Annotated in this window: 13 protein-coding genes; 3 read left to right on the top strand and 10 right to left on the bottom strand. The window is 30.7% G+C overall.

Features of this window, described 5'->3' with window-relative positions; translation table 11 throughout:
* Nucleotides 1–51 precede the first annotated feature (51 nt).
* From GXK56_RS11295 to GXK56_RS11270, 6 genes are all read right to left on the bottom strand, one after another.
* Complete coding sequence (locus GXK56_RS11295; RefSeq protein ID WP_160687566.1) at nucleotides 52–246, bottom strand: hypothetical protein; 195 nt, start codon at nucleotides 244–246, stop codon at nucleotides 52–54.
* Between the two features lie 987 nt (nucleotides 247–1,233).
* On the bottom strand, nucleotides 1,234–2,925 hold the full coding sequence (locus GXK56_RS11290; RefSeq protein WP_160687565.1) for a peptide ABC transporter substrate-binding protein: 1,692 nt from the start codon (nucleotides 2,923–2,925) through the stop codon (nucleotides 1,234–1,236).
* Between the two features lie 113 nt (nucleotides 2,926–3,038).
* Entirely contained in the window at nucleotides 3,039–4,019 is a 981-nt protein-coding gene (locus tag GXK56_RS11285; protein WP_160687564.1) for a dipeptide ABC transporter ATP-binding protein, read from the bottom strand.
* A complete protein-coding gene (locus GXK56_RS11280) occupies nucleotides 4,019–5,026 on the bottom strand; it encodes an ABC transporter ATP-binding protein (RefSeq protein WP_160687563.1) in 1,008 nt (335 codons plus the stop codon). The genes GXK56_RS11285 and GXK56_RS11280 overlap by 1 nt, the downstream gene beginning before the upstream one ends.
* A 14-nt stretch (nucleotides 5,027–5,040) precedes the next feature.
* Nucleotides 5,041–5,988, bottom strand: coding sequence for an ABC transporter permease (locus GXK56_RS11275; protein WP_160687562.1), 948 nt, complete (start codon nucleotides 5,986–5,988; stop codon nucleotides 5,041–5,043).
* 14 nt (nucleotides 5,989–6,002) lie between these two features.
* Nucleotides 6,003–6,929 (bottom strand): ABC transporter permease, encoded by a 927-nt coding sequence (locus GXK56_RS11270; protein WP_160687561.1) that lies wholly within the window; start codon nucleotides 6,927–6,929, stop codon nucleotides 6,003–6,005.
* A gap of 505 nt (nucleotides 6,930–7,434) precedes the next feature.
* Here GXK56_RS11270 and GXK56_RS11265 point away from each other — a divergent pair.
* Nucleotides 7,435–7,689, top strand: coding sequence for a hypothetical protein (locus GXK56_RS11265; RefSeq protein ID WP_160687560.1), 255 nt, complete (start codon nucleotides 7,435–7,437; stop codon nucleotides 7,687–7,689).
* An 84-nt stretch (nucleotides 7,690–7,773) separates the two neighbouring features.
* On the opposite strand, the gene GXK56_RS11260 is transcribed toward GXK56_RS11265, so the two are convergent.
* The 3 genes from GXK56_RS11260 to GXK56_RS11250 all read right to left on the bottom strand — a co-directional run bounded on the left by GXK56_RS11260 (nucleotide 7,774) and on the right by GXK56_RS11250 (nucleotide 11,626).
* A complete protein-coding gene (locus GXK56_RS11260; protein WP_160687559.1) occupies nucleotides 7,774–7,959 on the bottom strand; it encodes a hypothetical protein in 186 nt (61 codons plus the stop codon).
* Nucleotides 7,960–8,156: 197 nt separating this feature from the next.
* Nucleotides 8,157–10,193, bottom strand: coding sequence for a M13 family metallopeptidase (locus GXK56_RS11255; protein ID WP_160687558.1), 2,037 nt, complete (start codon nucleotides 10,191–10,193; stop codon nucleotides 8,157–8,159).
* 134 nt (nucleotides 10,194–10,327) lie between these two features.
* The gene (locus GXK56_RS11250; RefSeq protein WP_160687557.1) at nucleotides 10,328–11,626 is read right to left on the bottom strand and encodes a CHAP domain-containing protein; all 1,299 of its coding nucleotides are present in this window, start codon (nucleotides 11,624–11,626) and stop codon (nucleotides 10,328–10,330) included.
* Nucleotides 11,627–12,158: 532 nt separating this feature from the next.
* Between GXK56_RS11250 and GXK56_RS11245 the strand changes: the two genes are divergently transcribed.
* Both GXK56_RS11245 and GXK56_RS11240 read left to right on the top strand, forming a co-directional pair.
* Nucleotides 12,159–12,434 carry a hypothetical protein gene (locus GXK56_RS11245; protein ID WP_160687556.1) on the top strand — a complete coding sequence of 92 codons (276 nt, stop codon included), beginning with the start codon at nucleotides 12,159–12,161 and terminating at the stop codon, nucleotides 12,432–12,434.
* On the top strand, nucleotides 12,435–14,384 hold the full coding sequence (locus GXK56_RS11240; protein ID WP_202127866.1) for an insertion element protein: 1,950 nt from the start codon (nucleotides 12,435–12,437) through the stop codon (nucleotides 14,382–14,384).
* A 154-nt stretch (nucleotides 14,385–14,538) separates the two neighbouring features.
* Here the strand turns inward: GXK56_RS11240 and GXK56_RS11235 are convergent, their stop codons facing one another.
* Nucleotides 14,539–15,399, bottom strand: coding sequence for an alpha/beta hydrolase (locus tag GXK56_RS11235; RefSeq protein ID WP_160687555.1), 861 nt, complete (start codon nucleotides 15,397–15,399; stop codon nucleotides 14,539–14,541).
* Nucleotides 15,400–15,628 lie beyond the last annotated feature (229 nt).

Here is a 15,628-nt window from a genome sequence, read left to right as displayed (position 1 = left end):
TTTCTCTTAGAAATCAGCTTTTTTTATTAATAGATAAAATATAACTTCTAACTAGTCTTTATATCCTCTAACTAGCACTCCATACCCACCATGTGTTCTCACCCACACTGTTCTTAGGTATATTGCATCTTTATAGGTTTCAGCATAGATTGATTCTTGTAAAGTTCCATCACTAGTATACAATTTAACTACGTAACTTACTCCACCATTGATTTGTTTTTGTTCTTTAAGTGATAATTCTAACATTTTAATATCCTCCTTTTATGTTTATAAGTAACATTGTAACAATTAAGCTACTTTCAATTAATAGGATACCACAATGTTGAACAAAATAAAGTACTTATGCCTAAAGCATGGGAATTTTATCTTTAAAAGAAATTTTTTTAATATTTTCCCTAAATAATCATTTTAAGATAAAAAATGCGCATTTTACGATAATCGAATTACTTTTTCCTTTTTATATTAATAATCCAAAGCATCGCACTAATAAAACTATTGCTAATTATTTAGCTATAACAATAAGAAGTATTAACGCACTTAATCCCATTATTATCTTATTTAAACTAAAGTATGGTCAATTGTATTGTTGGTAAAAATAGACTTTACTTTTAACCATTCTTTCCAATCGTGGTTATATATCTATTACTATGTCAAGAAAAAGTACAAGTTAAATATAGGTTTTCCATTACTATTTCTCCTCATAATAAATTAACTAACATTTTTATATAAATTCACTAATTAATTTTCGTAATTAGCCTCATATTGATTAGGAGATGAATATCCACAACAACTATGTAATCTTAAAATGTTGTAAAAAAGCATCTATATGGTTAGCAACCAATCTATAGGCATAATTACAATCTAAAATTTTAAATTTATTTAATCACTCCATTTTTATAAATGTATGAAATTACTCTATACAAGCGTTATCCAATGGACAAAGTTTCTTTAGTTAATTTTGCTTTATTTATATTATTACTCCACATATTAAATGCAGTTATAAAAAATAAATTTTTTCTCAACTCATAGTTTTGAATTATTATTTTTAGTTTAACGGCTACACAAAATTTCCGGTAAGGTCTTCCTAGAATACTAGTATTTTTTAATGTCATAACTATACGCCAGTCACATGCTTAGAAGTGGAGTTCTTAACATGAAAGCATAAAAGAAGTCATTTTAAATGCTTATTCAGCATTTAAAATGACTTCTTCTATGTTTTAATTAATATACAAATTATTTTTTACCTTCTATATAAGCTTTATCAAAGTATACAGGCCCAAGTGGAGATACTCTTACACCCTTAACATAGTCTTTTATACCCTTTGTATAAGTAGAGTAATATAAAGGAATGATTGGCATATCTTCCATTAAAATATCTTCTGCTTTATGCATCATTTCGAATCTCTTCTTAGCATCTGTTTCTGCTTTAGCTGAAGCAACTAATTTATCATATTCTGAATTGTTATATCCAATTTCATTATTAGGAGAATCAGATACCCACATATCTATAAATGTCATTGGATCAGCATAGTCTGCACTCCATGCACCTCTTGCCATTTGATATTTTAAATCATTTCTTGTTGCTTGGAATACTTTCCATTCTTGAGTTTGAAGTTCAACATTTACTCCAATTTTCTTCCACATATCTTGAATTGCTTGATATAATTCTCCATTACCACCTTCTGGGTTATAAAGAACTACAAGCGGTGGTAATCCTTGACCATCTGGATATCCAGCTTCAGCTAATAACTTCTTAGCTTTTTCTATGTCACCTTTTGGTTCAAAGTACTTTTTACTTGTAAAGTCTTTTCCTTCTGGATCATTAATTCCAGTTGATACAAAACTAAATGCAGGAGTTTGTCCACTCTTAAGTACATTGTCAACAATTATTTGTCTGTCTATAGCATTAGCTAATGCTTGTCTAAACTTTGCATTGCTTAATACCTTTGCAACATTTGGATCTATTTCTTTTGCTTTTTCTGAAACATTAATATCAATAAATTGAGTTCCTAAATTAGGGAATGTAATTGCAGTCTTATCTTTTACTGCTTGCACAATTTCTGATGACGCAACTTTATCTATCATATCAAATTGACCTGTTTTATAACTTGCCCATGCTGATGTATCTTCTGTAACCATCTTCATTGTTATTTTATCAAGTTTAACTTTATCTTTGTTTACATAGTTTTCATTTTTTTCTAATACAATTTGATCTTTGATCTTATAATCCGTCATTTTGAAAGGTCCATTTGAAACTAAAGTTTTAGCATCTTTTGCCCAATCTTTATTAGCTTCAACAACCTTTTGATTTACTGGGAAATATGTTGTAAAAGCTGTTAATTCTAAGAAATATGGACATGGTGCTGCTAATTCAACTACTAATGTAGTGTCATCAGTCGCCTTAACTCCAACGGCATCTTTTAAAGCTTTCATTTCTTCTTCTGTTTTATTTTTTGCTTTATTATATTCAGTTGCTCCTTTTATATATAATAATTGGAATGAATATACAGATGCTGTTTTAGGATCTAAAACTCTTTTCCATGAATATTCAAAATCACTTGCCTTAAGTGGATCCCCATTTGACCATTTAAGATCCTTCTTTAAGTGGAAAGTATATTTCAATCCATCTGGAGATACCTCCCACTTTTCAGCTTGACCTGGAATAGCTTTATCCTTATCATCTAAATCACATAATCCTGAAAAAATATTTGCTGCTACAATAGATCCGTCAACTGCTTGATTTAATGCTGGATCTAAAGTTTTAGGATCAGCTGCTAAATTATAAACTAATTCTTGTTTACTTTTACTTGCAGTTGTTCCTGCTTTGTCAGAAGTCTTAGAGCCACCGCAACCAGTTAACACTGAAAGTCCAAGTGTCGCTGCTAAAGCTACTGCACATAATTGTTTTGCTTTACTTGTTTTCATTAATATTTTCCCCCTTAATTAATTGTTTATTATATAATAACTGTTTAAGTTGCTATTGCTAAAACTTTGTTAACAGTGTACTATTCAAATTAAATTTATTGTTATTGCATTCTTTAATCATATAAATGACATGCTACAAAATGTCCTGGTTTAACTTCTTTTAAATCCGGGTCAATTTCAGAACAAATTGGTTTTGCATATTTGCATCTACCTTTAAATCTGCATCCTGGTGGTGGATCTATTGGAGATGGAATATCTCCTTCTAGAACTATTCTTTTACTATTTTTAGCTGCTTCTGGATCTGGTATTGGAACTGCTGAAAGTAATGCTTGAGTATATGGATGTAATCCTTCTGAATATACTTTATTACTTTCTCCCTTTTCAACCATTCTTCCAAGATACATAACTCCAATATGAGTTGATATATGCTTAACCATTGAAAGGTCATGAGCTATAAATAAATAAGTCAATCCCAATTCTTCTTGAAGTTCTTCAAGCATATTTATAACTTGTGCTTGAATTGAAACGTCAAGAGCTGATATTGGCTCATCACAAACTATCAATGATGGTTCTACTGCTAATGCTCTTGCAATACCTATTCTTTGTCTTTGTCCTCCCGAAAATTCATGAGGATATCTATTTATATGGTCACTTGCAAGTCCTACTTTTGATAATAAACTTCTTATTCTTTCTGTCCTTTTTTCACCTGTTAGTAATTTATGTATATCAATTGCTTCTCCAATTATATCTCCTACAGTCATTCTTGGATCTAATGATGCATATGGATCTTGGAAAATCATTTGCATTTCTTTTCTTAAAGGAACCATTTCTTGTTTTGAACTATTTGTTATATCTTTTTCGTTAAAGATTATTTGACCTGATGTTGGTTCATAAAGCTTTAATATAGTTCTTCCTGTAGTTGTTTTACCACAACCGGATTCACCTACAAGACCTAAAGTTTCCCCTTTTTTTAATGTAAATGAAACTCTATCTACTGCTTTAACATAACTTTTACCTTTAAATAAACCTTTATTGGCAGGGAAGTATTTGCATAAGTCTTTTACTTCTAAAATTATATCTTTATTATCTTCCACTACTCCATCCTCCTTATAGGTGATTCAACCTTTGGTGAATCTTCATGACATAACCAACAAGCTGCTTGATGTTTTTCTCCAAGTTCAAATAATGGTGGCTGCTTTTGAATACAAATCTTCATTGCATAATCACATCTAGCTGCAAATGGACATCCAACTGGTGGATTTAATAAATCTGGTGGTTGTCCTTCAATTGGAATAAGTTTTTCTTTAACATCTTCCTTAGGGTTTGGAACACTTCTTAAAAGTCCCCAAGTATATGGATGTTTTCCTCTGTAGAAGATATCTTCTGCAGTTCCTTTTTCAACTATTATTCCACCATACATTACATTTATTTTAGTACATACATCTGCAACAACTCCTAAATCATGAGTTATTAATATAATTGCAGTATCAAGTTTTTCTTTTAAATCCTTCATTAAATCTAAAATTTGAGCTTGAATTGTAACATCTAATGCTGTTGTTGGTTCATCAGCTATAATAAGCTTGGGTTTACAAATTAAACTCATGGCTATCATTGCTCTTTGTCTCATACCACCTGAAAATTCATGAGGATATTGCTTCATTCTCTTTTCCGGACTTGGTATACCAACTAATCCAAGCATTTTTATAGCTTCCTTTTTGGCTTCCGCTCTGCTAATCTTTCTATGCTTTAATAGGGGCTCCATTAATTGGTCTCCTATTGTATATACTGGATTTAATGATGTCATAGGATCTTGGAATATCATACCTATGTCATTTCCTCTTATAGTTTCCATTTCTGATTCTTTAATATTAGAAATATCCTTACCATTGAAGCGTATTTCTCCACCTGCAAGTCTTCCATTGTCAGCTAGTAATCTCATTATTGACATCATAGTAACACTTTTACCGCAACCAGATTCCCCAACTATACCTAATGCTTCTCCCTTTTCTAGGTCAAATGATACACCTCTTACTGCATGCACTTCACCAGCACTAGTTTTGAAGGAGGTTTGTAAATTTTTCACATCTAATATCTTTTCCATTTTCTTTCTTCCTCCTATCTCTTGTTCTTAGGATCTAATGCTTGACTTAATCCGTCACCTAAAAGGTTAAATGCTAATATTATGATACATATTATTCCAGCCGGAAAAAATAATTGGTATGGATATGTATAAATACCTTGCATTGCTTCATTAGCTAATGTTCCAAGAGATGCTCTTGGTGCTGCAATTCCAAGCCCAATAAAGCTTAAAAATGCTTCTGTAAATACAGCTTCTGGAATTAACAATGTTAATGTAACCATTATTGATCCGATACAGTTTGGAATTAAGTGTCTTATTAATATTCTACCATTTGATGCACCTAATGATTTTGCAGCAAGAACAAATTCTTGTTGTTTTAATTGAAGTACATCTCCTCTTACGATTCTCGCCATTCCTATCCAATATGTTATAGAAAGTCCTAATACAATTGTAAGAAGACCTCCGCCTCCAGCTGCTCCTGGCTTATTTAAAATTGCCATAAATATTATTACATATATAGTCATTGGAATTGAAGATAAAACATCTACTATTCTCATTAATATGCTATCTACTAAACCTCCAAAGAAACCAGCAACTCCACCATATATAACTCCAATGCATAAATTTATTACAGCTGCTAAAACAGCAATAATTAGTGAATATCTAGCTCCATAAAAATTTCTAACAAATAAATCTCTTCCAAGATTATCTGTTCCAAACCAATGCTCTGCTGAAGGTTTTAAATAAGTTTGTGTTAAATCATTTGCTGCATAGTCATATTTAGATAAAATTGGAACAAAAATAGCTGCTCCAATTATAGCTATTATTGCTATCAATGATATTAGTGCTATTTTATCCTTTGCTAATCTATTCCAAGCATCTTTCCAATAGCCAACACTCGGTCTAACCATTGCATTAACTTTCTTTTCTTCTGCACTTAGAGGAGCAAATAATTCCTTATCGATTTTTAATCCATTTTCCATTTTTATTTTCCCCCCTAAACTTCCGCATCTTGCAATTTTATTCTTGGATCAATTAGAACATATAATATATCTACTAAGAAAGTAAAGAATATAAGCATAGTACAATAGAATATTGTTACTCCAAGCAACATACTATAATCTCTGTTAGTAACTGATTGTACAAATTCATTACCAAGTCCAGGAATTGCAAAAATCTTTTCTGTTACAAATCCTCCTGTTAATATACTAGCTACTAATGGTCCAACATATGTAACTATTGGGATTAATGAATTTCTTAATGCATGTTTAAATATAATTGTCTTTTTGCTTAATCCCTTGGCTTTTGCAGTTCTTATATAATCTGATTTTAAAACATCTATAAGCTTACTTCTTGTAAGTCTTGTAATAAATGATAATGATGCTGCTGATAAGGCCATACATGGCATTATATCATTTTTCCACTCACCAAAACCTGTTGGAGGTAATAATTCGAACTCAACACCTAAAACATAGATTAAAACTGCACCAATTACAAAACTAGGTATTGTAATACAAAGTGTTGCCAAAAATACTACTACTTTATCTGGCCATTTTCCATTTTTAAGTGCTGCAAGTGTTCCTAAAAGTATACCGCCCACTATAGCAATAATTACTGCAATTATACCTAACTCTGCTGAAGCTGGGAACGATTTTCCTATTGTATCTGCTACCCCTCTTCCTTCAAAAACCATCGATTCACCTAAATCACCTTGAACTAAATTTCCTAAATACATGGTATATTGCTCGATTAATGGTTTATCTATTCCATATTTAGCTTCCATATTTGCTTTAACTTGTGGAGTTAACTTGTCCCCATCAAACGGACCTCCTGGCATAAGTCTCATTAGAAAAAACGTTGCTGTTATTACAACCCATATTGTTAGCAGACTTACGAAAAATCTTTTTCCAATATATTTTAACATGTGTTTCTCTCCTTCTTTGTCTATAATAATATATATATTTATAATAATTTTAATAATTAACATAAAACTTAAATTACTAAAAAATTTATTTCAAACTCCGCCATATATAGCCACTTGCAGAAAGCGGTTCCATAATTCTAAAAATGTTTCACATACGAATGGAGTCATTAAACACACTTCAACTGCCTAATAACTCCTTTGTTATTCTTCATTTTATCAATATTTAATTTTTTTTCAATAATATTTAACTTATTCATAATTTAATATTATAATAATAATATTATTATCGACGAGTGTCAATATTTTCTTTTAATTAAGCAAAATAAAATTAACGAAAATAACATGTTGTACGTTATATTTTGTTAATAATTTGCATTTTCATTCTTTATTATGAATCTCATTATACGTTAACAGAACAATATTTTATATAAATATTCAAATCCTCGAAATAACCTAAATAAATTCTCTTCATAGTATAATATTGAATAAAAAGGAGGCATTAGTCATGTTAAAAATAGATACTGATAGATTGATTATTTCACCTTTAAATAAAACCAATCTAGAACTTGCCATAGGTAATTTCAATAAAATGCAAAAAATTCTAAATCTAACTGCTACAAATAAAAATGTAGGAGGCAGAGAAAAATATGTTTACGGTTTAAGATTACAAGGAGTAAAAAGTAATCCTAAGAATTATATGTGGTACACAACTTGGATTATAATTTCAAAAGCTAAAAACTGTTATTCATTGAAAACTTAAACTTGTTCAATAAATAACAGTTCTTAATTTTTATATATTTTAAAGCTAATTTCTTTTCATTTTTAGTATTTTAACCAAAAAAACTTAATTATTATTGTCATAATCATCGAAATACAATACTGATTCTGTTTCTCTACAATATTTAACACACATACACTGCGCTAATTGTCTTGGACACTTATAACATAAACAAGTTAAATCTTTACCATCACATTTTTCTTGTTTTAATTCAACGCAATCTGCACAATTTACTCCATTCCCAGCTGGCATATAAATTCACTGCTCCTTTTAACTTTTAATTTCTATATTTAATATTAACTTAAAATATATCTATGTCAAATTAATATATTATATCTAAAAACAAAATATAAACTTCTTTTAGTAGATGAAGCTCACTTAAAATAATTTAAGTATAGACACTTAATAAAAATTATCTATACTTAAATTCTTACTATATCTAAACCTTTTTACCAAATTCCCAACCTATATTCAGGGCTAATATACATTCCATCATTCTCTTTTATTCCATAGGTATCATAAAATTTTTGAAATTGTGTCAAAACTGCATTTACTCTAAATTTATTAGGAGAATGATCATCTAAGAGTAGTACGTATTCATCATACTCTTTTGTTGATAGTTGACGCCAAGTTGCTGCATAACTTTCGAAGAATACTTTATAATTTGCATTATCCATAGTAGATAATATGTCAATTAGGCAAGATACTCCTCCAATATCTGCAATATTTTCTCCCACAGTACGATAACCATTAATTTTTTCTCCTGGTAATGCCTCTATAAGACTATAGAATTGCGCTATTTTTATAGCTTTTTCCTTAAACTTGGCATAATCTTCTGCACTCCACCAATCATTCAAGTTTCCATCTGCATCATATAAAGCTCCTGTATTATCGAATGCATGACTGATTTCATGACCTATAATAGCCCCGATTCCACCTAAATTTTCTTCTACACTTCCATTAGGATTGTAAAAATGTCCTTGAATAAGCCCTCCTGGAATTATGATTGAATTTTCATTTGCACTGTAAAAAGCATTGACGGTCTGTGGCGTAAAGCTTTCTTTTAATTGATCCATTTGCTTATTTATTTTGCTAAACACACGTTCATTAGAAAAACTTCTTAAATTCATCATATTCTCGAATAGTGAACCGCCTTCTTCATAGGATTTAATATTTACTTTTGAGTAGTTAAGCCAATTTTCAGGGTATCCTATCTTTACCTTCATTTTATCTAACTTTTCAATTGCATTCTTCTTGGTTGATGAACTCATCCAGTCTAAATTATTAATTCTCTTTTTATAGGTTTGTATAATCTCTTTTGTTATGTTTTCTACATCTTCTTTGTCTTTAGGAGAAATGTATCTTTCTGCATATAACTTTCCAATAGCCATTCCCATAGAAGAATTTATTGTATCAATAGCATCATTTTCCTTTGAAACAGTTCCTTTTATCCCTAAAAGACTACTTTCATATTCTTTATTTGCCTTTTCAAAATCCTCACTTATATAATTTGCTGCGTGAATCAAGTTGACTATTTCAATATAGTTTTTTATAATTGGTACATTTTCCTGTGTATATATGTTATTTAAAGCCTCTAACCACTTGGGTTCCTCTAAAATAATTTTATTTGCTTTGTCTATACCTAAAGAACTCATTACTAACGGCAAATTTAAATTAGGTGCTAAATCATTAAGCTGCTCCATAGTATAAACATTATACATAGCGTCAGTTAAATTTGAAGATGCTGCTTTCTTATTTTTTCCCATTATATATGGTGCTATCATTCCTTCAAATTTAAACATATTATCAACTTTAATTTTTGCTTCCTCTTTTGAATACCCACTTAATATTAATATTTTATTATAGTACTCTTCAGTTAACTTTTTATTTTTTACCGTTTCCTCTGTAGGATCTGTGTACTCATCAGAATCACCTAAACTAAGCCCTGTACTGTCAATATACAATATGTTAGTTTTTGCATCTTTTATATCTCTTTCTACCATAAATCTTATTGTAGAGTTAACTACATTTTTATTTTCCCATAACTTTGCAATATCTTCCGTTGTTTTTACAGCTCTAATTTCATCTAATATCTTTTGAACTGGCTTTATCCCTTCACTATTTCTAGCTTCTACATTTAAAATATTATTATATAAATTAACTATTTTCTTTTCATCACTATTAACTGGATATTTATCTTTATCCTTTAGTAGCTGAGTTACTATTTCTTTTGTTTGATTATTAACTTTTTCTTGAATTTCATCAAAAGTAGAATTTGTTGACTTCCCATCTTCAATTTTTGTAGCATTCATCCATTCGTTATTTACTGCTTCATAAAAATCATCTTGTAATCGTACTTTTTCACTATTACTTGTAGTCTGAATATTTACTTCTGCTGTTCTAGCATAAGCATATGATGTTGGAGTCATTGTTAATATTAGCGCACATATACTTGCTATAATTCCCCAGCTTTTAATCTTACTCATTATTTTACCCTCTTTTCACTATGATTCTTTAAAGTAGTCATAACATGCTATAAACTCAAGAAGTTAATCTATCTCCCCTTTGAAATATTATTCAATATCTAAAGTTTCAGTTTTACTAAAATCTAAATTACATGTTAGCGCTGAGGCTTGTCCAGATAAATATATCCATATAAGTGATTAGTTTCATATATCTCCCTATATTTAAATGTCACACCATGCCACATAGATTCTGATATGTAAACTTTGTTATTTTCAATCTTTTCAACAACTGCAACGTGTCCACTGCCATCAGAATTTGGCAAAGTGGATTTCCACACTGCAATAGCACCAACTCTAGGTTCAGAGCCATATTCATATTTTCCACTTTTTTTATTTGCATTCCACCATTCACAAGCATCACCTGTAAAGCCTGCTTCAGTTGGTTTGCTACCAGTAATCTCCCATGCACGTCCCCATGCATACCATGTACAGTTTCCTACTATAGTTTTTCCACCACTAGTGAATGGCGGAGAAAGTTTTGCTTTATAAAAAATATTTTCATCCGAATAATAATGCTTATCAGTTAAATCAGGTGCTTTATCTCTTATTACTCCTTTGGCTAAAGAAGCATCCTCTAAATCTTTAAATGTATCAACTTTAGGAGTTGCATCTAATTGTTTATCTTTTGAATCAGAATTTTCTACCATTGGTGAATCCTTTGGCTTTTCAAAAGTAATCCATTGAGTACTTACCCAGCCGCTTTTATTATTCAAAATCATAGGATAGAATCCATCTTTTTGCTCACCTGTAATTTTTACTTCTTTGTTTTTAGCTATAGTACCTATAATATCCGATGTAGTAGACGCTTCTAAACGAACATTTAGTAAATCACCATTAGTAACAACATAACCAATGCGATTTTTATCATCATTTTTTTCTGAATTATTAGGCTCTAGTGTCTTTACATTATTTAACTCCTTTGAATTAACTTCAATTGTTTCCTTTCCGCTTTTTAATATTCCATCTTCTGAAAAGGTATAAACTTGTCCATCAATCCCAAGTGTACCAGTTTCCATTTGGCCAGCAAAGTTCATATAATACAAATTACCATTATCGTTAAGCCAACCGGTACTCATAATTCCATCTGAATTAAAATGATACCACTTTTCACCAATTTTCTTCCAACCTGTTTCCATAACTCCGCTATCTGATAAATTGTACCATTTTTCATTTAATTTAATCCATCCAGTTTTCATTACACCATCTTCACTAAAATAATACCACTTGTTATCAATTTCCTTCCAACTGGTTGCCTTAACATCATTCTCCAACCAATTCCAATTACTCTTAGAATCTTTTACCCACTTAGCAGATGCTGGTAAACAACTCATATTTGTTATTATTAATGCTAATACCGATACTCTTATAAGCTTTTTAATAAATTCCTTCTTCACTTCCTATTGCCCCTTCTTATAAATTATTCTTTTATAATTCATTTATCCTATGTGACTTTACTGTAAGAACTTAAATCAAAACTATTTACTAACTACAATACATTAATTATCTTAATTTAGATAATTATCATATACTTATTCACTTTAAATATAGAAATTTAATCCTTCTACCTTAAATATTACCTCAAAAATACTTAATTAACAAATATAATATAAAAAAGATCTGCAAATTTATTAACGGGTTTACTTTAGAGGTGCAAAAACAAAAAATACAATAAATTTCGAGTGCAAAATTACATTAATTTTTGCACTCTTTTGTTTTGGCTTAAATCAATGGATTGAAGATAATTTGTTATAAAAATATGCTCATTTTTTCATAGGTTTTTGCAACAGAAAAAACTAATGTAATAAATTTATTACACCTGCAAAAATGCGTGTAAAAATGTATGCAAAAGTGATTGAAAAACTGGTTGTTTTTCTTCAAATAGGGTATAATATAAATAGGAACATATATTCCATTTGGAGGTATCTTATGGATTTTATTAAGCCTAAAAACACTAATAAAGAGAATGTTTCTTACAAGATTTCTCGTAAGACTAAACTTATTGTTGAATATTATGCTAAATATACTGAATATGAGGAAGATGAAGTAGTAGATATGTTCCTACAAAACATATTAAAAGATAGTGATTTTGTAGAATGGCTCAATAGTCGTAGGAGCAAGAAGAAAATAAATGAAATTATATTTGGTATTAATAGTGATGAAGCCTCAAAGGACACTACTGATGTGGAGGAGGATGATTTTTAATTGCCTAAACTAAAGGAATTAGCAAATGAAGCCTCTTTAGATGTAAGTACGATATGCCCTTATCCCGATAAGGAATTAGAACAGATGGATAAAGACTATAAGGCTCTATCTCCTATAGACTTTGGAAAGAAGTATAGATATTTAATCTTTTCACCTTCCCATCTTGTAGAGCAGTCAAAATCCTTCCCTATTCAAATGAACTACTGCAACAATCCTTTCTGTAAATGGTTTGGTATGCCACAGCAGAAATTTGAAAATGTTAAGAGTAAACCATCAAGATATAAGATAGTTGGTGTCCGTAGTGGAGTAAGTAGAGGTCTTGCCTGTAATGAAGATGTTGTGAAAGATACAGAATGTATAAGCATGAACTGCATAACTGAAAGCGTATCAAACTGGTCTATCGCAGAAGAAATTAAAAGGCTCATTACTATAAATGCTGTAGTTGATAAAGAAGAAGAATACATCTTTCATAAAGATGGTTGTTCAGACTTTGATAAAAACCCTTTTGATAATAAAAAAGCCTTTTATAGCAGAGGAAAAAGCACAGGTAACTCACAAAAGTATCAATGTAAGACTTGTAAGAAGATAACTAATGTCTTGCCTACTGCAAGAGAAAATTTTAGTTATAATCAAAATAAGAATGATGTACTACCCTTATTTACAGAACTGCTCGTAAGCAGAACTCCTGTTAAGCGTACTTGTGAGATACTTGATATAAGCCCAAAGACTTATTACCACAAATTAGAGTGGCTGTATAGGAAGTGCCTTGAATTTCTTGAAAAATACGAAACTAAAGCCTTTAAGAATAAAGAATTTGATAAGATATGGCTCAATACTGACAAGATGATATATTACCTTAATAATGTTAGAAGAAAAGGCAAAGGTGGACTTCACTATGACATTGAGGACACTAAATTTCAGACCTTTCTTGTAGCAAGTAGCGAACTGCATTCAAGGTATGTATTTAGAGCAGACATAGCCTATGATTTTAACATTACACAGGAGCAGATTGAGGCTGATACAATTAAGTACCATGATGACCACCTATACGGTTTTGCAAGGAAGAATGAGAGATTGAGATTTCCTTATGCCCCACAGCCTCCTACCCCTAATGATGATGAAACTAAATCAGAGTATGAATTAAGGCTCTCCGAGTTTAATAGAAGAAAAGACTACATAGAAGGTATGCACACTAATTCAAAATACACCTCTGTAGCACACTATTGGCTTATTAAAGAGATGATAAACTGCAACAAGTGGAACTTCATCTCTGATGAAGATAATTCACTCATAGACGCTATTATGAGGGTTTTTACGCAGTCCATAAAAGATAAGCAATCTCACTATTTCCTTTGTAAGTTAGACCGTAGTTTAACCAAAAGGGAGGCTTATAACTTATTTACGGAGGCTATGAGGGAACTTAAAAAATGGGTTAAGGATAACGGAAAGAAAGGACTATCTTCCTTTGAAATACAAAAACAAATGATAGCAGAAGTATTAGACTATCATAGCCTTTATGACTATGTAGTTAAAGACGGAAAGAGGTATCCTAAATGGGGTAAAAATCCCATAGAACACCCCTTACCTTCCATTGATGAAGGAGTTAGATATGTGGACTGTATAACTGATTTGGCAGATAAATCTTCAAATGAAGTAGCCGACTACTTGGCAAGAGTAAACAGCCACTCAATTAATGCTTTCTTCAATCAGATAAGAAGGAGCATATCCATACTTGAAAGACCACTTGTTACAGCAAGAGGTGAAGGAAAGAGTTACATATATTCTAACTACAATCCAAAATACGCCCAGTATGCCATAACTATTTTAAGAACATTTTATAACTTCTGTTGGGCTTTCAAGAGTGGTAACGGTGATGTACTAACTCCTGCACAGAGAATAGGTATTACGGATAAGCAGTTTAACTACAATGATATAATATATTTTTCTTAACTCTTATTTGTTTCATTATATTGGAAAAGACTACAGATTTAGTTTATAATATATATACAATAGTAATCTATTACGAAGCAAACAGGGACACCTGCACAGAATGCCCCTGTTTAATTAATAAATACTTACACTTATGATATAGACGATAGTGATTCTATAAAGATTTCATAAAAGGTATTATAGCATCTTTTACAGTCTCTTTGTCTTGCATATGCAGAGCGTGTCCAACAGTATTTATTTTCATGTGTTGGACATTTGGTAATAAGTTTAATGAGCGTTTTATATCTATATCTCTTATTAACCCACCAAGGTCAGGATTCCCTTGTAGTATTAAAACAGGACATTCTATTTGGGGTAATAATTCATCTATCTGGTATTGGGCATAGGTATCGTCAAAATTGTCTATGATTGCAGTTAACATGTCGGGGTCATTTTGAGATAGATTTTCTGCCATAAATGTGAACCATGGATTATCTTCTCCAAAAACTTTGTAAGCAGGTGCTAACTCCTCCTTATTAGGAATTGGTATAAGCATCTGTTTTAATTTAGTAATAACATGTTCTGTGGATTTTGTTTTTGCTAACTCTCTCCAGAGAATGGTCATTTCCTTCTGCTTCTCTGAATGTTCTTTAAGAACTTCAATTGAAATTGGTGAATCGCCAATTATTACTGCTTTAGTAACCTCTGGATTACTTGATGCAACCATTATGGCTATCATACCCCCAAGAGAATGCCCAAAGATAATAGCGGGTTGCTTGATACAATCTTTAATAAATACTTCTATATCAGGAACATAGTCTTGAATTCTATAACCATTATGAATCCTACCAGATTTACCATGTCCCCTTAAGTCTAATGCGTATATATGCCATGAATCTTGTAAATCAGGTATTAAAGGTTCAAAGGACTGCCAACGTGAAGAACCACCATGAAGCAATAATAATGCTGGCCCGTTTTGGGGCCCTTCTGCATAATTAAGATTGACTTTACCAGTATTAAAAAACTTTTCCTTCAATTTTCTTCTCACCTCATTATCAATATTTGTATTGACTTATAGTCAATAGTATGTTATAATTAAATTTAATATGTTATAGTTATACAGAAATATTATAGCAATATAATAGTAAAAGTCAATAGAATATTGAAAGAATACGCAGGAGTACAGCCTGCTTTTTTTATTTATTAAAAACGTTAATGTATATGAAGATAAGACGCAACATTCTTATATTGTCCATCAGTAACTA

It is taken from the genome of Clostridium sp. C2-6-12, assembly GCF_009928485.1.
Lineage (GTDB): Bacteria > Bacillota > Clostridia > Clostridiales > Clostridiaceae > Clostridium.
This window is presented reverse-complemented; position numbering and strand designations above follow the sequence as displayed.